Annotated in this window: 18 protein-coding genes; 8 read left to right on the top strand and 10 right to left on the bottom strand. The window is 65.2% G+C overall.

Annotation, left to right across the window (positions count from 1 at the left end; genetic code table 11):
* Positions 1 to 29 precede the first annotated feature (29 nt).
* The 3 genes from AWB70_RS06525 to AWB70_RS06515 are packed head-to-tail and all read left to right on the top strand — an operon-like array spanning position 30 to position 2665.
* Positions 30 to 1157 carry a muconate/chloromuconate family cycloisomerase gene (locus AWB70_RS06525; RefSeq protein ID WP_014251990.1) on the top strand — a complete coding sequence of 376 codons (1128 nt, stop codon included), beginning with the start codon at positions 30 to 32 and terminating at the stop codon, positions 1155 to 1157.
* An 18-nt stretch (positions 1158 to 1175) separates the two neighbouring features.
* Complete coding sequence (gene catC, locus AWB70_RS06520; RefSeq protein ID WP_053571091.1) at positions 1176 to 1454, top strand: muconolactone Delta-isomerase; 279 nt, start codon at positions 1176 to 1178, stop codon at positions 1452 to 1454.
* Positions 1455 to 1471: 17 nt separating this feature from the next.
* On the top strand, positions 1472 to 2665 hold the full coding sequence (locus tag AWB70_RS06515) for a benzoate/H(+) symporter BenE family transporter (protein WP_082378185.1): 1194 nt from the start codon (positions 1472 to 1474) through the stop codon (positions 2663 to 2665).
* Positions 2666 to 2671: 6 nt separating this feature from the next.
* On the opposite strand, the gene AWB70_RS06510 is transcribed toward AWB70_RS06515, so the two are convergent.
* On the bottom strand, positions 2672 to 3445 hold the full coding sequence (locus AWB70_RS06510; RefSeq protein WP_053571089.1) for an SDR family oxidoreductase: 774 nt from the start codon (positions 3443 to 3445) through the stop codon (positions 2672 to 2674).
* Positions 3446 to 3456: 11 nt separating this feature from the next.
* Positions 3457 to 3870 carry an acyl-CoA thioesterase gene (locus tag AWB70_RS06505; protein ID WP_014251986.1) on the bottom strand — a complete coding sequence of 138 codons (414 nt, stop codon included), beginning with the start codon at positions 3868 to 3870 and terminating at the stop codon, positions 3457 to 3459.
* 89 nt (positions 3871 to 3959) lie between these two features.
* Here AWB70_RS06505 and AWB70_RS06500 point away from each other — a divergent pair, with 89 nt between their 5' ends.
* The 4 genes from AWB70_RS06500 (at position 3960) to AWB70_RS06485 (ending at position 8004) form a co-directional block, all read left to right on the top strand.
* On the top strand, positions 3960 to 4664 hold the full coding sequence (locus tag AWB70_RS06500; protein ID WP_053571088.1) for a Crp/Fnr family transcriptional regulator: 705 nt from the start codon (positions 3960 to 3962) through the stop codon (positions 4662 to 4664).
* 99 nt (positions 4665 to 4763) lie between these two features.
* Positions 4764 to 6122, top strand: coding sequence for an MFS transporter (locus AWB70_RS06495; protein ID WP_053571087.1), 1359 nt, complete (start codon positions 4764 to 4766; stop codon positions 6120 to 6122).
* A 26-nt stretch (positions 6123 to 6148) separates the two neighbouring features.
* Positions 6149 to 7075 (top strand): beta-keto acid cleavage family enzyme, encoded by a 927-nt coding sequence (locus AWB70_RS06490; protein WP_053571086.1) that lies wholly within the window; start codon positions 6149 to 6151, stop codon positions 7073 to 7075.
* The gene (locus AWB70_RS06485) at positions 7072 to 8004 is read left to right on the top strand and encodes a 3-hydroxyacyl-CoA dehydrogenase NAD-binding domain-containing protein (RefSeq protein ID WP_053571085.1); all 933 of its coding nucleotides are present in this window, start codon (positions 7072 to 7074) and stop codon (positions 8002 to 8004) included. The genes AWB70_RS06490 and AWB70_RS06485 overlap by 4 nt, the downstream gene beginning before the upstream one ends.
* Positions 8005 to 8017: 13 nt before the next feature.
* On the opposite strand, the gene AWB70_RS06480 is transcribed toward AWB70_RS06485, so the two are convergent.
* From AWB70_RS06480 to AWB70_RS06470, 3 genes are all read right to left on the bottom strand, one after another.
* Positions 8018 to 9541 carry a class I adenylate-forming enzyme family protein gene (locus tag AWB70_RS06480; protein ID WP_235024151.1) on the bottom strand — a complete coding sequence of 508 codons (1524 nt, stop codon included), beginning with the start codon at positions 9539 to 9541 and terminating at the stop codon, positions 8018 to 8020.
* A gap of 67 nt (positions 9542 to 9608) precedes the next feature.
* Positions 9609 to 10814 (bottom strand): amino acid aminotransferase, encoded by a 1206-nt coding sequence (locus AWB70_RS06475; protein ID WP_053571083.1) that lies wholly within the window; start codon positions 10812 to 10814, stop codon positions 9609 to 9611.
* Positions 10815 to 10829: 15 nt separating this feature from the next.
* Positions 10830 to 12206, bottom strand: a complete 1377-nt coding sequence (locus AWB70_RS06470) for an amino acid permease (protein WP_053571082.1) — start codon at positions 12204 to 12206, stop codon at positions 10830 to 10832.
* A 135-nt stretch (positions 12207 to 12341) separates the two neighbouring features.
* On the opposite strand from AWB70_RS06470, the gene AWB70_RS06465 reads away from it, so the two are divergent.
* The gene (locus tag AWB70_RS06465) at positions 12342 to 12815 is read left to right on the top strand and encodes an Lrp/AsnC family transcriptional regulator (RefSeq protein WP_045459923.1); all 474 of its coding nucleotides are present in this window, start codon (positions 12342 to 12344) and stop codon (positions 12813 to 12815) included.
* 3 nt (positions 12816 to 12818) lie between these two features.
* On the opposite strand, the gene AWB70_RS06460 is transcribed toward AWB70_RS06465, so the two are convergent.
* The 5 genes from AWB70_RS06460 to hmpA all read right to left on the bottom strand — a co-directional run bounded on the left by AWB70_RS06460 (position 12819) and on the right by hmpA (position 17915).
* Positions 12819 to 13598: an ATP-binding cassette domain-containing protein gene (locus AWB70_RS06460; RefSeq protein ID WP_167351014.1), complete on the bottom strand. Its 780-nt coding sequence runs from the start codon at positions 13596 to 13598 to the stop codon at positions 12819 to 12821.
* On the bottom strand, positions 13595 to 14377 hold the full coding sequence (gene ssuC / locus AWB70_RS06455) for an aliphatic sulfonate ABC transporter permease SsuC (RefSeq protein ID WP_053571081.1): 783 nt from the start codon (positions 14375 to 14377) through the stop codon (positions 13595 to 13597). The genes AWB70_RS06460 and ssuC overlap by 4 nt, the downstream gene beginning before the upstream one ends.
* Complete coding sequence (gene ssuD, locus AWB70_RS06450; RefSeq protein WP_045459914.1) at positions 14374 to 15522, bottom strand: FMNH2-dependent alkanesulfonate monooxygenase; 1149 nt, start codon at positions 15520 to 15522, stop codon at positions 14374 to 14376. The genes ssuC and ssuD overlap by 4 nt, the downstream gene beginning before the upstream one ends.
* A 37-nt stretch (positions 15523 to 15559) precedes the next feature.
* Positions 15560 to 16546, bottom strand: coding sequence for a sulfonate ABC transporter substrate-binding protein (locus tag AWB70_RS06445; protein WP_053571080.1), 987 nt, complete (start codon positions 16544 to 16546; stop codon positions 15560 to 15562).
* A 154-nt stretch (positions 16547 to 16700) separates the two neighbouring features.
* Positions 16701 to 17915, bottom strand: a complete 1215-nt coding sequence (gene hmpA / locus AWB70_RS06440) for an NO-inducible flavohemoprotein (RefSeq protein WP_053571079.1) — start codon at positions 17913 to 17915, stop codon at positions 16701 to 16703.
* Positions 17916 to 17952: the final 37 nt, after the last annotated feature.

Below are 17952 nucleotides of genomic sequence, written 5' to 3'. Positions count from 1 at the left end.
AGCAACCCACCCATTCCGACATTTCAGGTATGAACGCCCAAATCACCTCCGTCGAAGCGATTCTGGTTGATCTTCCGACCATCCGCGCGCATCAACTCGCCATGGCGACGATGCAGCAACAAACCCTTGTCATTGTCCGCCTGCGCATGAGCGACGGCATCGAGGGCATCGGCGAGGCCACGACTATCGGCGGCCTGTCTTACGGCGATGAAAGCCCCGAAGGCATCAAGCTGACCATCGATACGTATCTGGCGCCCGCGCTCATCGGGCAGGATGCGACGAACATCAACGCGGCGATGCTGCGGCTCAACAAGGTCGCGCGCGGCAACCGCTTCGCCAAGTGCGCAATCGAAACCGCGCTGCTCGACGGGCAAGGCAAGCGGCTCAACGTGCCCGTCGCCGAACTGCTCGGCGGCGCGGTGCGCAAGACACTGCCGGTGCTGTGGACACTCGCGAGCGGCGACACGCAGCGCGATATCGACGAAGCGGAAATGCTGCTCGCCGAACGCCGCCACAATACGTTCAAGCTGAAGATCGGCCGGCGCAGCGTGCGCGACGACGTCGCGCATGTGTCGAAGATCAAGGCCGCGCTCGGCGACCGCGCGAAAGTCACCGTCGATGTGAACCAGGCATGGAACGAGGCCGATGCGGCGCTCGGCATCGAAGCGCTGCAAGCCGCGGGCATCGACCTGATCGAGCAGCCGACGCCGCGCGAACAGCGCAGCGCGCTTGCACGGCTCGCCGCGCGCTTCATCGTGCCGATCATGGCCGACGAAGCGGTCACGGGCCCGGAAGACGCGCTCGAACTCGTGCGCCATGCCTGCGCCGACGTGTTCGCGCTCAAGATCGCGAAGTCGGGCGGCATCTACGGCATGATGCGCACCGCCGCCATCGCCGATGCGGCCGGCGTGTCGCTGTACGGCGGCACGATGCTCGAAGGCAGCATCGGATCGATTGCGTCGGCGCATGGTTTCAGCGCGCTGCCGCAGCTTGCGTGGGGCACGGAACTGTTCGGGCCGCTCTTGCTGAAAGACGATATCGTCACGGCGCGCCCGCAGTATCGCGACTTCGATCTTCATCTGCCGGAAGGTCCGGGCCTCGGTCTTCAGATCGACGAAGACAAGCTTGCGTTTTATCGCCGCGACAAGAATAGCTAAACACAGGAGAAGACAGACATGCTTTATCTCGTACGAATGGACGTTCATCTGCCGCACGACATGCCCGCCGACAAGGCCGAAGAAATCAAGGCGCGCGAAAAGGCCTACTCGCAAGGACTGCAACGCGAAGGCAAGTGGCAGCAATTGCATCGCGTCGTTGGCGAATACGCGAACTACAGCGTCTTCGATGTCGAATCGCACGACGAACTGCACACCATTCTGTCCGGCCTGCCGCTCTTTCCGTACATGACGATGAAGGTGACGGCGCTCGCGCATCATCCGTCGTCGATCCGCTAAAACGGCATACGGCACGCATGAAACGCGCCGTGTTGTCGGCAGAGGGCATGGGAGACTGGTCTGTCTCCGCGGTCAGCGCGGGGCTGCTCGCCGTCATCATCTCGTATGCCGGACCGCTCGCGATCTTCTTTCAGGCCGCGCATGCGGCGCATGTCGGCAACGAGGTGGTCGCGTCGTGGGTATGGTCCATTTCGATGGGCGCGGCGCTCTCCGGCATCGTGCTGAGCGCGTGGCTGAAGCAGCCGGTCATCACGGCCTGGTCCGCGCCCGGCACGGCGCTGCTCGTCACGCTCTTTCCCGGCATGCCGGTGAGCGAGGCGATCGGCGCGTATATCGTGGCGGGCGCGTGCATCTTCGCGCTCGGCGTGTCCGGTTTCTTCGACCAGATCGTCAAGCGCATCCCCAAAGGTATCGCCTGCGCGATGATGGCGGGCATCCTCTTTCAGTTCGGCGTCAACGTGTTCAAATCGGTGGCCGTCACGCCGGCGCTCGCGCTGGGCATGCTGGCGAGCTTCATCGTGTTCCGCCGCTTTGCGCCGCGCTATTGCCTCATTCTGGTTCTCGCGTTCGGCGGCGTGCTCGCCGTGGCGCTCGGGCTGACGCATTTCGAATCGGTCAGCCTGCACATCACGCGGCCCGTGTTCACGATGCCCACGTGGAGCTGGCAATCCACCGTGAGTCTCGCGGTGCCGCTCGTCATCGTCAGTCTGACGGGGCAGTTCTTGCCGGGCTTCGCGATTCTGCGCGCCTCGGGCTACGAGACGCCGACGCGTCCCGTCCTCATGACGACGAGCCTCACGTCGATGCTGGTTGCGTTCTCGGGCGGCATCACCATCGTCATCGCGGCGATCACCGCGGCGCTATGCACGGGGCCCGACGCGCATCGCGATCCGCGGCGCCGCTATGTCGCGGGCATCGCCAACGGGCTCTTCTATCTCATCGGCGGATGCTTCGCCGGGACCGTCGTCATGTTGTTCGCCGCGCTGCCGAACGCGTTCGTCGCGGTGCTCGCGGGCCTCGCGCTGCTCGGCGCGATCGCGGCGAATATCGTCGGGCTGGTGCAGGACGAAGCGCATCGCGAAGCGTCGTTCATCACGTTCATCGCGACGGCTTCGAACATGAGCTTTCTCGGTCTCGGCTCGGCGTTCTGGGGCATCGTACTCGGCACGCTCGCGCATCTGGTGCTGGGCCGTGCGCGACACACGCGATGAGCGTCATCAGGAAGCGCTTTGCGAGTCGCCATCGACCGGAATGATCTGGCCGGATATCGAGCGTCCCGCACGCGACGCGAGAAATACCGCGAGCGCGGCGATATCGGCCGGATCGACGAAGCGTCTGATCGACTGATTCGCGAGCGCCGCGTCGCGCTCTTCGTCCACGCTGCGCCCGCTGACCGACGCGCGTCCCGCCAGAACCTGCTGAATGCGCGGGCCTTCCACGGCGCCGGGCAAAATGGCGTTGACGCGGATACCGAACTCGCCGAGCTCGCGCGACAGCGTTTTCGTGAAGCCGACGAGCCCCCATTTGGTCACGGCGTAGGGGCTGCGGTTCGGATAGCCGAACCGTCCCGCGATTGACGACATCACCACGATCGTGCCCGCGGGAGACTGCTTCAGATGAGGAATCGCATGTTGCGTCACGATGAACGTGCCGGTGAGATTCACGCGCAGCACGCTTTCCCAGGCATCCGGGTCCAGCGTCTCCACACTGGCGGCGGGACCGGCGATGCCCGCATTGTTGACGAGCACGTCGATGCCGCCGAGCGCGGCCGCGGCATCGTCGACCATGCGCGCCGCCGCGGCGCGATCGCCGATATCGCATACCGACGTAAGGACGCCGGGCGCGTGCTCCTGCAATCGCGAGAGCGCGGCTTCATCGATATCGCAAACGAATACCTTCGCGCCGGCGGCTACGAACGCCTCGGCGATCGCGCGGCCGATTCCGCTCGCGCCCGCGGTCACGAGCACGCGCTGAGCCGTGGATGTCGTCATGGCGCGCTCCATCAACCGCACGCGGCGCGGATGAACTCGGGCACGGGAACGGCCTTCAGCCGCCCGTCGGCCTGCTTGATGCACAATGCGCGGGTCGCGCGGCCTTCGCAGATCAAGGTATCGCCGCGCATGATGCGATGGTTCTGAATGAACACCTTGCCGCGCCATTCTTCGACGCTGCTATGCACCTCCAAAGTTTCCCCGTACGTCGCCGAAGTATGAAAGCGCGTGTGGATTTCCAGAAGCGGCGCGCCGATGCAGTTCGGCAGGTCCGTCATCGCGCGCCAGGGCGGCAGGCCGCACTGGATGAAATAATCGTGCGAGGCGGCGTCCATCCAGCGCGAGAAGTTCGGAAAGAACACGATGCCCGCCGGGTCGCAATCGCCGAATTGCACGTCGATACGGTAGATGGTTTCCTTGCTCATGAGTCCATGACCCTCCTTCGAATAGCCTCATTGTGCCCGTCCCGGCGTCGCGACACTGTCGATCGCGCGACAATCGTGAGCCCGAAGCCATGACCCGCCGCAAACGCATGTCCGCGCCGTCGCTCACCCTCGACGAACTGCTCGGGCAGTCGTCGTGGTTCGTGCGGCTCGACGCACCCGCGCAGGCACGCGTGCGCGCGCACGCGTCGGAGCGCGCCGTCGCCATGGGCCAGGTGCTCGGCCATCATGGCGAGCGGCAACACGTCTGGTTCGGCATGCTCGAAGGCCTCATCAAATGGTCGATCACCGCGCGCGACGGACAAACCGTGACGCTCGGCGGCCAGTCGGTCGGCAGCTGGTTCGGCGAAGGCACGCTGATCCGCGGCACGCCGCGCCAGTCCGATCTCATCGCGCTGCGTGACAGCCGCGTCGCACAGATTCCGTCCGCCACGTTCGACTGGCTGCGCGCGCATCAGCCGTCGTTCAACGAATTCCTGCTGTTGCAGGTCAACGAGCGCCTGCACTGGTTCATGGCCGTCGCCGCCGCGCACGGCCTGCTCGATACCGACAGCCTCGTGGCGCGCGCGCTCGTGGGCATGATTCATCCGCTGTCGAACCCGGGCGGCACGAATCATTTGCGCATCTCGCAGGAGGAGCTCGCGAATCTCGCGGCCGTGTCGCGCCAGACCTGCAACAAGGCGATGAGCCGCTTCAAGCAGGCCGGGCTCGTGCGCGCCGAGTACGGCGAAATCGTCATCCTCGATCTGCCGGGCTTGCAGGCCATCGCGCAATAGTTCTGCTCGTATACGCTGACCTTAACTGTCGCCCGATCGACAGTTGCGATCATGCGTGCCCGAAATAATGCGTGTCATACCCGATAACGGAGACACGCAATGAATCGCATTCGCTCGCTGACCGGCGCGCCGGCCATCGACAGTTCGCCCGGCCGTTCCGCCGAAGACGCCGTCTTTCGCAAGATCAGTGCGCGCGTCATGCCGCTTGTGCTGATCGCTTACGTGTTCGCCTTTCTCGATCGCATCAACATCGGCTACGCGCAACTGCAGATGAAGCAGGATCTCGCGTTTTCCGACGCCGTGTACGGTCTCGGCGCGGGCATCTTCTTCGTCACCTATCTGCTGTTCGAAGTGCCCAGCAATCTGCTGCTCGAAAAGATCGGCGCGCGGCTCACGTTCCTGCGCATCATGGTGCTGTGGGGCCTGACGTCCGCGGCCACCGCCTTCGTCTCGGCGCCGTGGCAGTTCTATGCGATCCGCCTGATGCTCGGCGTCTTCGAGGCCGGCTTCTTCCCCGGCATCATCCTGTATCTCACGTACTGGTATCCGAGCCAGCGCCGCGGCCGCGTGACGGGACTTTTCCTCTTCGGCATGCCGATCACCGGCGTGCTCGGCGGTCCGCTGTCGGGCATGATCATGAGCGGCATGGAAGGGTTCGGCGGCATGCACGGCTGGCAGTGGCTTTTCATCGTCGAGGGCTTGCCCACGGTCCTCCTGGGGTTCCTGCTCTACCGCATGCTGCCGAACAAGCCCGCCGAAGCGGCGTGGCTGAGTCAGGCGGAGAAAGAGACGGTGCGCGCGGCCATGACCGCCGACCACAAGCACGACGCCGCGCACGGCGGCCACGGCAAGCTGCTTGCCGCCCTCGCCGATCCGATGACCTACGTGCTCGCCTTCGTCTACTTCTGCGCGGCGTGCGCCGTCTACACCGTGACCTTCTGGCTGCCGACGATGATCAAGGGCATCGGCATCGCCAACTTGTCGACGATCGGCTGGTTCACCGCTGTCCCCTACTTCTTCGGCGCGCTCGGTGTGCTCGTCATCAGCCGCAGCTCGGACCGCTTCGGCGAACGCCGCTGGCATGTCGGCGGCACGCTCGCCATCGGGGCGATCGCGCTGGCATCGACTTCGTTCGCCGGGGCGGGCGTCGGTCCGGTCATGACGCTGCTGTGCATCGCTTCGTTCTTCATCTTCGGCGGCGGTTCGCTCTTCTGGTCGATTCCGCCGACTTATCTCGGCCGCGACGCCGCCGCCGCAGGCATCGCGGTCATCAGTTCGCTCGGCATTCTCGGCGGCTTCGTCAGCCCGACGGTGATCGGCTGGATCAAGGGCGCGACGGGCAGCATTCAGACCGGCCTGCTCGCGCTGACCGCGGTGGTGCTGATCGGCTGCCTGACGGTGCTGATCGGCCTGCCCAAGCGTGCGCTGCGGGTAGGAACGGACGCCGCGCATTCCTGAAAAAACTTCATTCGGAGACACACATCATGAGCAAACCCAAAGTCATCGTGACGGTCGCGCCCACGGGCGGCATGGCGACCAAGAAGATGAACCCGAACCTGCCGACGCAGCCGCGCGAGATCGCCGACGATACCTACCGCTGCTACAACGCCGGCGCGAGCGTCGTCGCCGTGCATGCGCGCCGTCCGGACGATCAGGCGACCTGCAACCCCGCGATCTACAGCGAGATCAACAGCCTCATCCGCGCCAGGTGCGACATCATCCTGAACAATTCGACCGGCGGCGGCATCAACGGCGACATGGTGCGCGCGCTCGACAACGGGCTGTGGGAAATCATGTGGGAGGAGCGCCTGAAGGGCATGCAGGCCGAAGGCGTCGAAATGTGCACGCTCGATGCGCAAACCGTGATCGCGAGCTTCGAAGGCAAGGAAATTCTGGTGGCCACGCCGCCGTCGCGCATCCGGCAGATCGCGGGCATGATGAAGGAACGCGGCATCAAGCCCGAATGGGAAGTGTTCGGCCTCGCCGACATCGTTCAGGACGTGCAGCGCGCGCTGAACGAAGGCCTCGACGACGCGCCGCATTTCATCAACATCGTCATCGGTGCGAATGCGTTTCAGGGCGCGCTGCCCTATACGCCGCGCCTCCTGCAGACGATGGTCGATCATCTGCCGGCGAACACCGTGTTCAATGTCAGCGCGATCGGGGCGGCGCAGTTGCCGGCCGCGATGAACTCGCTGCTGCTGGGCGGACACGTGCGCGTCGGGCTCGAAGACAATCTGTACTATCGGCAGGGGCAACTGGCGACCAACGTGCAACTGGTCGAACGGCTCGTGCGGCTGGTGCGCGAGATGGGCTACGAGCCGGCCACGCCCGCCGAAGCGCGCGAGATCATCGGCCTCGCGCCATTGCACGACGAAGCCGCCGCCGAGTCGCTGGAGACATGCAAATGACGGACCCAACAATCGAACGCGTCGCGGTGGTCGGCACGGGCGTGATCGGCGCAAGCTGGACCGCGTATTTTCTGGCGCGCGGGCTTCGGGTATCGGCGACGGACCCCGCGCCCGGCGCGCGTGAACGGCTCACGGCAGCCGTCGCGCGGCACTGGCCGGCGCTCGAACGGATCGGCTTGTCGAACGGCGCGTCGCAGTCGAATCTGACCTTTCACGAAGATCTGGAAAGCGCGCTGTCCGGCGCGCAGTTCGTGCAGGAGAACGGGCCGGAACGCGAAGACCTCAAGCTCGATCTGCTGCGCAGAATGGATGCGGCGTTGCCCGAGGACGTCGTGATCGCATCGAGCACGTCCGGTCTTCTGATGAGCCGCGTGCAGCGTGCATGCCGTCATCCGTCGCGCGTCGTGCTCGGGCATCCGTTCAATCCGCCGCATCTGATTCCGCTCGTCGAAGTGATCGGCGGCGAAGCGACCTCCGCGGTTTCGCTCGAACGCGCGATGGCGTTCTACCGCGCGATCGGCAAGCGGCCCATCCATCCGCGCAAGGAGCTGAAAGGTCACATTGCCAACCGCCTGCAGGCGGCGCTGTGGCGCGAGGCGTTTCATCTCGTGTCGATCGGCGCGGCCAGCGTCGCGGATATCGACGACGCCATCGCCTACGGTCCCGGCCTGCGATGGGCAGTGCTGGGACCGTTCGCGAATCTGCATCTGTCGGGCGGCGAAGGCGGCCTGCAACATACGCTCGACCATCTGGGCCCGCCGATGCAAAGCTGGTGGGACGATCTGGGCACCCCCGAACTGACGCCCGAACTTCAGCGCAAAGTCGTCGACGGGATGAACGCGGCGCTCGACGGCCGCTCGCGGGAGTCGATGGAAACGGAACGCGACCGCGTCATGCTGGAACTGCTGAAGGCGCGGTGCGACCTATAGCGCCGCCCGTGCTTCAAGCCGCGTATTGCTCCTCGACCGGCCGCTTCGACGCATCGCGGAACATCCGCCCGATCCGCGCGCGGTCCACCTTGCCCTGCTCGGTCAGCGGCACGCGCGGCACGGCGATCATCCGCACGGCCTGCGCGACTCGCGCGCCGCACGCCGTTTCGAGCACGCGCAGGCAATCGTAGATGTCGATGCGCCTGCCCGGCCACGGCACGGCCACCACGTTCCACACATAGCCGCAGGTCGCGTCGCCGCTCGATACGGCACGCGCGTAACGCACGTCGGGCAAGGCGCATAGCGGCGCTTCGATCTGCGCCGGGCCGATGGCGCGGCCATCGATCTCGGCGACATCCGCCGCGCGCCCGAGCACATGCAGATTGAGCTTCGCGTCGATGAAGCCGACATCGCCCGTGAGGCACCAGCCGTCGCGGAATTTCTGCGCCGATTCGATCGGCTGGCGATAGTAGCCCTGCGCCATCGCCGCGGACCTCACTTCGATGAGGCCGTGCTGCCCCGTGCGCGCGAACGTGCCATCGGCGCGGCGCAGGCGCACGTCGACGCCGGGCCGGATGCGCCCGGCGCTGTCCAGCAGGCCCGGATCGGACCGATAGTCCGCAGGCGACAGCACGCTCACGAGCCCCGCTTCGCTCGCGCCGTACATGTGCGTGAGCACCGGGCCGAGCCGGGCAATCGCGCGCCGCCGCAGGATGGCGGGCGCCGACCCGCCGATATGCGCGATCGAGCGCAGCGAAGACAGATCGCGATGCCGGACGTCCGCGTGATCCATCGTCTCGAAGAGCTGCGGCTCGACGAGCAGGACATCGGTGATGCGTTCGGCTTCGATGGCCGCGAGCGTTCCGGCGGCGTCGTAGTGCGGTTCGAGCACGACCGTGCCGCCGCCCATCAGCGTGTTGTCGACGAGCACCTGCGAGAGATACGCCAGCGCGCCATTGACGAGCTGACGCCGGTCCGCCGGGCTCGGCGCGCTGACCATCGCCGAGTAGGTGGCGAAGCTGCGCCGGCTCGCTTTGGGCACGCCGGTCGAGCCGCCGGACGATACGACCACGGCAAGATCGTCGGGCATCGCTGAGCTTTGTAGCGGCGAATCGCACTGCACACGCGCGCGAATGTCCAGGCGCAGGCGCGCGGGACCGGCGCCGACATACGCGAGACGCGCCGCGCAACGCGGCGGCACGAGATCCGCGGTCTCGGCGAAAGCGACGAGCAGCGTTGGCTGCATGCGGGCCACGAAGGCCGCGCGGCGCTCCGCCGATGCGATTCCCGGCAGGAACATCGTGGCCGCGCCGAGCAGGTTCGTCGCATAGCGGATGGCGAGCGCATCGGGGCAATTCGGCGCGAACATCGCGACGAAATCGCCGCGCCCGATGCCGAGCGATTGCAGCGCGCGAGCGTATCGATAGACCGACGCGCGCAACGCGCCGGCCGTCACGTCTTCGCCGAGATAGCGCAGGACCGCGCGGCCGGCGTCTTCATCGAGCCGGTCGAGCAGGACATCGACATAGGTTTTCATGACTGCATCCCTCCTTGGTGAGCGATGGATGCAGTCTGCGCGCGCAGAATGAGCCGGAAATGAGCGGCTACGCGAACGCTTTCGAGAGCACGTCGCCGATGGCTTCAGCAGCCGTTTCGACGTTGCGCCCGTTGAGCGCCGCCACGCACATGCGGCCCGAGCGGATCAGATAGACGCCATGCCGCTCGCGCAGCGCATCGACCTGTTCGGCGGACAGCCCCGTGTAGGTGAACATGCCGCGCTGCTCCAGATAACGCGCGAGCATGGCATCCGGCACGTTGCCGCGCAAACGCGCGTGAATGGCGACGCGCATGCGTTCGATGCGCTTGCACATCGACGCGAGTTCGTCCTGCCATGCCTCGCGCAGCGCCGGCGTCGTCAGTACGCGCGCGACGATCTTCGCGCCATGCGTCGGCGGATTGCTGTAGTTCGAGCGCACCGCGCCCGTCAACTGGCCGAGCACGCGCGCGGCCGTTTCCGCCGATTCGCAGATCACCGAGAGCGCGCCGCAACGCTCGCCGTACAGCGAAAAGTTCTTCGAGAACGAATTGGCGACGAAGCCGGGCACGTTCTGACGGACCAGCTCGCGGATCGCGAAGGCGTCGGCATCGAGCCCCGCGCCGAAGCCCTGATACGCCATGTCGATGAACGGCAGCAGATCGCGCGCCTTCATCACGCCGATGAGCTCGGCCCATTGCGCATCGTTCAGATCGACGCCCGTCGGGTTGTGACAGCACGCGTGCAGCAGCACCACGCTCTTCGCGGGTAGATCGCGGATCGCCGCGAGCATCGCGTCGAACCTGAGGCCGCCGGTTTCATCGTCGTAGTACGGATACGTGCCGACGGTAAAGCCCGCGCGCTCGAAGATGAAGCGATGGTTGTCCCACGTCGGATCGCTGACCCAGACGTGGCTGCCGGGGAAATAACGCTTGATGAAGTCCGCGCCGATCTTGAGCGCGCCCGAGCCGCCCAGGGTCTGCACGGTTGCAATGCGGCCTTCGGCGCGCGCGGCCGAAGCCTCGCCGAAGACGAGCGATTGCACCGCGTCGCGATACGCGGCGAGGCCCGACATCGGCAGATACGGTTTCGCGGCGGGCTCGGCCAGCATTTGCGCTTCGGCTTCGCGCACGGCGTGCATGACCGGCAGACGGCCCTCGTCGTCGAAGTAGATGCCGATGCTCAAATTGACCTTGTCCTCGCGCGGGTCCTTCGCGAAGTCTTCGTTCAGCGTGAGGATCGGATCGCCGGGATAGGCATCGATGTGTTCGAACATGAAAGTCTCCTTACGTCAGACGCGCGACGGCATCGCCGCACTCGCGCGGCGACGATTGCGAACGGCATAACCCACGCCCAGCACGACGAGCCACACCGGAATCAGATAGACCGACATGCGCAGATCGGGAATCAGGCACATGATCACCAGAATGCCGCCGAGGAACGCGAGGCACAGATAGTTGGTGAGCGGATAGCCGAAGCTCTTGAACACGGTCGTTTCGCCCGCACGGGCTTTCGCGCGGCGGAATTGCAGATGGATGAGACTGATCATCGCCCAGTTGATGATGAGCGCCGACACGACAAGCCCCATCAGCAACTCGAACGCCTTGCCCGGCATCAGATAGTTGATGAGCACGCATGCAGCGGTCGCGAGCGCGGAGACGCCGAGCGCGATCAGCGGAATGCCGCGCTTGTTGACCTTGAGCAGCGCGCGCGGCGCATTGCCTTGCTGCGCGAGACCGTAGAGCATGCGGCTGTTGCAGTACACGCCGCTGTTATAGACCGAGAGCGCCGCCGTCAGCACCACTGCGTTGAGCACGTGCGCGACGATGTTGCTGTTCATCGCGTGGAAGATCAGCACGAACGGGCTGCCGCCGGTGACGACCTTCGTCCACGGATACAGCGAGAGCAGCACGCCGAGCGCGCCCACGTAGAAAATCAGGATGCGATAGATCACCTGATTGGTCGCTTGCGGAATGGTGCGCGAAGGATCGTCCGCTTCGGCAGCCGTGATGCCCACGAGTTCGAGCCCGCCGAACGAGAACATGATGACGGCCATCGCCATGACGAGACCCGACGCGCCGTTCGGGAAAAAGCCGCCGTGACGCCACAGATTGCTCACGCTCGCTTCCGGTCCGGCCGCGCCCGAGAACAGCAGATAGCCGCCGAAGCCGATCATGCCGACGATCGCCACGACCTTCACGATCGCGAACCAGAACTCCAGCTCGCCGTAGGACTTGACGCTCGTGAGATTGATCGCGTTGATGAGGCAGAAGCAGACGAGCGCGGAGACCCATGTCGGAATGCCCGGCCACCAGTACTGCACGTAGATGCCGACGGCGGAAAGCTCGGCCATCGACACGAGAATGTAGAGCACCCAGTAATTCCAGCCCGACAGGAAGCCCGCGTATTGCCCGCAGTATTTATCGGCGAAACGACTGAACGAACCCGCGACAGGCTCGTCGACGACCATCTCGCCCAATTGCCGCATGATGAAAAAAGCGACGATGCCCGCGATCGCATAGCCGAGCAGCACCGACGGTCCCGCCGATTTGATCGTCTGCGCGATGCCGAGAAACAAGCCGGTTCCGATCGCGCCGCCGAGCGCGATCAACTGAATGTGACGGTTCTTCAGGCCGCGTTTGAGCGTGCCGTGTCCCTCATGTGCCACGTGTCTCTCTCCTAATGCTCGATTTAGGGGAAACAGTGTAAATTTGTTGCCGCACAATATGATTTCCTAAAGCGCGCAGACAAACCCTAGTTTGCGAGCCCGGATTTCATCACCGGGCCCATAGGAGAAAGAAAATTGCAGACTATCGAGATCGATCGTATCGACCTGCGTTTGCTCGGGATGCTGCAGTCCCGCGGACGCATCTCCAATCTCGAGCTTGCGGAGGCGATCAATCTGTCGCCCGCGCAGACGCTGCGGCGGCATCGGCGGCTTGAGGAGCTGGGTGTGATCAAGGGCTATGAAACGCGACTCGACGCGCAGGCGCTTGGCTTTGGCGTCGTCGCGTTCATTCAGGTAACGATGGAACGCGGCCACGTGCGCGACCTCGCCAAGTTCAAGGGCGTGGTCGGCAGGCTCGCGGAGATACAGGAGTGCTTCGCCGTCACGGGCGATATCGATTACATGCTGAAGGTGATCGCGCGGGATCTCAAGGGCCTGTCGGAGTTTCTGCTCGACACGCTGATGCGCATTCCCGGCGTGAGCGGCGTGAAATCGAGCGTCTGTCTCGACGAACTGAAGTGCGTGAGCGCGGTGCCGCTGGAGACGTGACGCTCAGGCCCGCTGCAGCACGCGCGCGAGCACGCGTTCCTCGAGTTCGGCGAAACCGGGCGCCGTGCGCGTGCGCGGCCTGGGCAAAGGCACGTCGGTATCGAGCGTGATGCGTCCCGCATCGATCAGCACGATGCGATCGCCGAGCGACACGGCTTCCTGCACGTCGTGCGTGACGAGCAGCGCAGTGAGCTTGTGCTCGCGCCATAGCCGCTCGATCAGGCCTTGCATTTCGATGCGCGTCAACGCATCGAGTGCGCCGAGCGGTTCATCGAGCAGCAGCAGATCCGGCCGGTGCACGAGCGCGCGCGCCAGCGCCACACGCTGACGCTGACCGCCCGACAGGCGCGACGGCCATTCCTTCTCGCGCTCGGCCAGCCCCACTTCGGCGAGCGTCGCGCGGGCTTCGTCGCGTTTGTCGCGCGGCAGGCCGATCATCACGTTGTCGAGCACGCTTTTCCACGGCAACAGGCGCGCGTCCTGGAACATGATGCGCATCTGCAAGCCGTTGCGCTGCACGGTGCCATGCGTCGGCCGGTCGAGCCCGGCAATGAGCCGCAGCAAGGTGGACTTGCCGCAGCCGCTGCGGCCGACGATCGATACGAAGCTGCCGCGTTCGATCGAGAAATCGAACTGATCGAGCACCGTGCGTTCGCCGAAGCGCTTTTCCACGCCGCGCAGCGACACGGCGAGATCGCGGCCCGCGAACGGCGCGCGCGCATGCGGTTGCGGTTGCTCGCGCCTGAACGCGGGCGCCAGCGTGTCGAACTCCATCAGGTTCATGATTGCGCCTTCGTTTGGTAGGACGGATGCCAGCGCAAGGTCGCGCGTTCGATCGCGCGCGCGAGGGAATCCGCGAGCTTGCCGAGCAGCGCGTAGAGCAGGATGCCGACCACGACGACATCGGTTTGCAGGAATTCGCGCGCGTTCATCGTCATATAGCCGATGCCCGATTGCGCGGAAATGGTTTCGGCGACGATCAGCATCACCCACATCAGCCCGAAGGCAAAGCGCACGCCGACGAGAATCGACGGCAACGCGCCCGGCAGGATCACATGGCGATACAGCGCGAAGCCGGACAGGCCATAGCTCTTCGCCATCTCGATCAGATCGCGATCGACCGAGCGAATGCCGTGATACGTGTTGACGTAGACCGGGAAGAACACGCCCAGCGCCACGAGCACGAGCTTCGCTTCCTCGCCGATGCCGAACCACAGGATGAGCAGCGGGATCATCGCGAGCGCGGGAATGTTGCGGATCATCTGCACGGTCGAATCGAGCGCGACTTCGGCCGGCTTGAAGAGACCGGTCGCGAGACCGAGCACGAAGCCGATGCCGCCGCCCATCGCGAAGCCCGCGAGCGCGCGGCCCGCGCTGACCTTCACGTTGGCCCACAGATCGCCGGATTCGATCAGCGCCCACGCCGCCTTCACGACCGCGAGCGGCTCGGGCAGCACGCGCGACGACAGCCCGCCCGTGCGCGCGGCGCTCTCCCAGGCGACGAGGATCAGCACCGGCACGAGCCACGGCAGCGCGCGGCGGGCGATGGCTTGCAGCTTCATGATGCCGATACCTTCGGCAGTTCCGACGTGCCGATGACTTCGCCGAACGGCCCCGACAACGGTCCGCTCGCCTGCTCGCGCTGCTTGCGCGGCAACAGCGGAAACACCAGTTCGGCGAACCGGTACGACTCTTCCAGATGCGGATAGCCCGACAGGATGAACGTGTCGATGCCGAGTTCCGCGTACTGCTTCATCAAGCCGGCGACCTGTTCCGGATTGCCGACGAGCGCGGTGCCCGCGCCGCCGCGCACGAGCCCGACGCCCGCCCACAGATGCGGATACACCTCCAGCTTGTTGCGATCGCCGCCGTGCAGCGCGGCCATGCGGCGCTGGCCTTCCGAATCCATCTTCGCGAACGAGGCCTGCGCGCGGCGGATGGTTTCATCGTCGAGCTTGCTGATGAGCTTGTCGGCGTCGGCCCAGGCTTCCTGTTCCGTTTCGCGCACGATCACATGCAGGCGGATGCCGAACTTGATCGAGCGGCCTTCGTCGGCGGCGCGGCGGCGGATATCGGCGAGTTTCTTTTCGACGGCTTCGGGCGGCTCGCCCCACGTCAGATACGTGTCGATATGCTTCGCCGCGATCTCGTGCGCCGCCGGCGACGAGCCGCCGAACCACAGCGGCGGATGCGTCTTCTGCACCGGCGGATACAGCACCTTGCCGCCTTGCGATTGCAGATGCTTGCCGTCGAAATCGAAGCTGCCGTTCTCGTGCGATTGTTCGAGCAGGCCGCGCCAGATGGTGAGGAATTCGTCGGTGATTTCGTAGCGCGTGTCGTGATCGTGGAAGACGCCGTCGCCCGCAAGCTCGTTCGGGTCGCCACCCGTCACGACGTTGATGAGCAGGCGCCCGTTCGAAAGCCGGTCGAAGGTCGAGGCCATGCGCGCCGAAAGTCCCGGCGAACTCAGGCCCGGCCGGATCGCGACGAGGAACTTGAGGCGCTTCGTCGCGGGAATGAGGCTCGACGCCACCACCCATGCGTCTTCGCAGGAACGGCCGGTGGGCAGGAGCACGCCTTCGTAGCCGAGCGTATCGGCGGCCACGGCGATCTGGCGGAAGTAGTCGTAATTCGCGGCCCGCGCGCCTTGCGACGTGCCGAGGTAACGGCTGTCACCGTGCGTGGGAATGAACCAGAAAACATTCATCGCTGAATACCTTTTTCGATTTCGTGATGGCCGACGTTCAGGCGACGTTCCAGCGCGCCTCGGTCACGTCGAGTTTCTTGGGAATGAGCTTGAGCTCGGTGAAGGTGTCGGCGATCTGCTGCTGATACGCGAGCGTGGCCGGATCGATCGGCTTCACGCCATACGACGTGCGCCTGAGCGCGGTTTCCAGCACGCCCGCGTCGAGGCCGACGAGCGGCGACAGTTGCGCGGCCACGGCGGGCACGTTCTCGCGCGCCCAGCGATCGACCTGATCGAGTTCTTCGAGCACGGCGTGCACGAGTTGCGGCTGCGCCGTCGCGGTCTTGCGCGTGGCGAGGTAGTACTGCACGTTGCGCACGATGCCGCTCGCGTCGGTAAGCTGGCGCGCGCCGGCCTGCTTTTCGACGGCCGCGAGATACGGGTCCCAGATGACCCATGCATCGACGCTGCCCTGCACGAAGGCGGCGCGCGCATCGGCGGGGGCGAGATAGACCGGCTGAATGTCGGACCAGCCGAGCTTCGCTTTCTTGAGCGCCTCGACGAGCAGGTAATGCACGTTCGACCCTTTGTTGAGCGCGACTTTCTTGCCGCGCAACTCCGCGACCGATCGAATGCCCGAATCCTTCGGCACGACGATGGCTTCGGCGTGCGGCGCGGGCGGCTCCGCGCCGATATAGACGAAATCGACGCCCGCGGCCTGCGCGAAGATCGGCGGCGTCTCGCCGACCGTGCCGATATCGACCGCGCCCGCATTGAGGCCTTCGAGCAATTGCGGCCCAGCCGGGAATTCGAGCCATTGCACGGTGACGCCCTGCGCGGCGAGACGCTTGTCGAGCGTGCCGCGCGCCTTGAGCACCACAAAGTTGCCGTACTTCTGATAACCGATGCGCAGCGTTTTCGGCGCATCGGCGGCGCGCGCGATGCCTGAGGCGACGCCGCCCGAGAGCCCCGCGCCGAGCGCGGCGAGCGTGAGAAGCGTGCGGCGGCGCGCCGGGACGAAGCGCGCGTTGTTGCGGTCGGACATGCGTAATTCCTCGTTGTGCTGAGACATCGTTGTCGATGTTAGCAACGCGATTAGCGTGAGCTAAACGAGGAATCGTGCTATCGATAGCGGCGTTTGCGTGCTTGCGGTCGATGGAAAAGTAATAAGGACGCGAACCGCGCCAACCCGCGCGCACTCACTCCGCAAACAGGTCCGGTCCGAAGACTTCGTAGTGAAGCCGCGTTTCCGGTATGTCCATCGCCTTCAGCGCGTCATGCTGGATGCGCATGAACGGAATCGGCCCGCAGATGTAGTAATCGGCGTCCGGCTGGAGGATCAACGCCTTGAGTTCGTTCAGATCGACGAAGCCCTTGCGGTCGTAATCCTCGCCTTGCACGTCGGCGGGCAGCGGGTCGTCGTAATAGACGAACGCCTTGAAGTTGGCGTACGTCGCCGCGGTTTGCCGCAGCCGGTCGCGCATCGCGTGCACCGCGCCATTGCGCGCGCCGTGCACGAAGACCACCTGCCGCTGCGGGTTCTGTATCGCGCGCCTGAGCATGCTGACCATCGGCGTGAGGCCGACGCCGCCGCTGATCAGCACGATCGGCGTGGTGGCGTTGACATCGATATAGAACGTGCCGAACGGTGCGGCGAGCGCGAGTTCGTCGCCCACGCCGACATGCTCGTGCAGCAGCGACGACACATAACCGGGCGGGCGCGTCGCGTCGCCTTCCTCGCGCTTGACCGATATGCGATAGCTGTGACCGTTCGGCATGTCCGACAAGCTGTATTGCCGGATCTGCTGCAGCTTGAGCGCGGGCACCTCCACCGCCACGCTGACAAACTGGCCGGGTTCGAAGTTCATCACGGGCTTGCCGTCCACCGGCTCCAGCACGAACGACGTGATCACGCTGCTTTCGGCGCGCTTGTCCTTCACGACGAAGCGCCGCCAGCCGTTCCATCCGCCGAGCTGGGCCGCGGAGGTTTCGCGCAGCTCGCTCTCCATGCCCATCAGCACATCGGCGAGATTGCCGTAGGCCTGCGCCCAGGCGGCGATGATCTCGCCGGTGGCGGCATCGCCGAGAACGTCCTTTATCGCGCCCAGAAGATGCTCGCCGACGACCGGATAGTGCTCCGCGCGCACGTCCAGGCTCGCGTGCTTGTGCGCGATGTTGCGCAGCACGGCCGCGAGACTCTCGGGGTTCTCGATGTTCTCCGCATACGCGTACACGGCGCGTGCGAGCGCCTGTTGCTGCTGGCCCTGCTCCTGATGCGCCATGTTGAAGACGTTCTTCAACTCGGGATGCGCCTGAAACAGCCGCGAATAGAAACGCTGGATGATCGGATAGCCGTGCTCGGCCAGCACGGGCGCGGTGGCCTTGACGATGTCTTTCGTTTTTTGCGTAAGCATGATCGCTCCTCTGCCGCAAAAAAATCATCAGATGAAA

The organism is Caballeronia cordobensis, from assembly GCF_001544575.2.
GTDB lineage: Bacteria > Pseudomonadota > Gammaproteobacteria > Burkholderiales > Burkholderiaceae > Caballeronia > Caballeronia cordobensis.
This window is presented reverse-complemented; position numbering and strand designations above follow the sequence as displayed.

What these genes read in the sequence shown, in the direction of transcription:
- AWB70_RS06525 (WP_014251990.1), top strand. Translation starts at nt 30, where the DNA reads ATGAACGCCCAAATCACCTCCGTCGAAGCGATTCTGGTTGATCTTCCG.
- AWB70_RS06490 (WP_053571086.1), top strand. Translation starts at nt 6,149, where the DNA reads ATGAGCAAACCCAAAGTCATCGTGACGGTCGCGCCCACGGGCGGCATG.
- AWB70_RS06500 (WP_053571088.1), top strand. Translation starts at nt 3,960, where the DNA reads ATGACCCGCCGCAAACGCATGTCCGCGCCGTCGCTCACCCTCGACGAA.
- AWB70_RS06445 (WP_053571080.1), bottom strand. Translation starts at nt 16,546, where the DNA reads ATGTCCGACCGCAACAACGCGCGCTTCGTCCCGGCGCGCCGCCGCACG.
- AWB70_RS06495 (WP_053571087.1), top strand. Translation starts at nt 4,764, where the DNA reads ATGAATCGCATTCGCTCGCTGACCGGCGCGCCGGCCATCGACAGTTCG.
- AWB70_RS06505 (WP_014251986.1), bottom strand. Translation starts at nt 3,870, where the DNA reads ATGAGCAAGGAAACCATCTACCGTATCGACGTGCAATTCGGCGATTGC.
- ssuC (WP_053571081.1), bottom strand. Translation starts at nt 14,377, where the DNA reads ATGAAGCTGCAAGCCATCGCCCGCCGCGCGCTGCCGTGGCTCGTGCCG.
- AWB70_RS06460 (WP_167351014.1), bottom strand. Translation starts at nt 13,598, where the DNA reads ATGAACCTGATGGAGTTCGACACGCTGGCGCCCGCGTTCAGGCGCGAG.
- AWB70_RS06480 (WP_235024151.1), bottom strand. Translation starts at nt 9,541, where the DNA reads ATGAAAACCTATGTCGATGTCCTGCTCGACCGGCTCGATGAAGACGCC.
- AWB70_RS06510 (WP_053571089.1), bottom strand. Translation starts at nt 3,445, where the DNA reads ATGACGACATCCACGGCTCAGCGCGTGCTCGTGACCGCGGGCGCGAGC.
- ssuD (WP_045459914.1), bottom strand. Translation starts at nt 15,522, where the DNA reads ATGAATGTTTTCTGGTTCATTCCCACGCACGGTGACAGCCGTTACCTC.
- AWB70_RS06485 (WP_053571085.1), top strand. Translation starts at nt 7,072, where the DNA reads ATGACGGACCCAACAATCGAACGCGTCGCGGTGGTCGGCACGGGCGTG.
- AWB70_RS06475 (WP_053571083.1), bottom strand. Translation starts at nt 10,814, where the DNA reads ATGTTCGAACACATCGATGCCTATCCCGGCGATCCGATCCTCACGCTG.
- hmpA (WP_053571079.1), bottom strand. Translation starts at nt 17,915, where the DNA reads ATGCTTACGCAAAAAACGAAAGACATCGTCAAGGCCACCGCGCCCGTG.
- AWB70_RS06515 (WP_082378185.1), top strand. Translation starts at nt 1,472, where the DNA reads ATGAAACGCGCCGTGTTGTCGGCAGAGGGCATGGGAGACTGGTCTGTC.
- catC (WP_053571091.1), top strand. Translation starts at nt 1,176, where the DNA reads ATGCTTTATCTCGTACGAATGGACGTTCATCTGCCGCACGACATGCCC.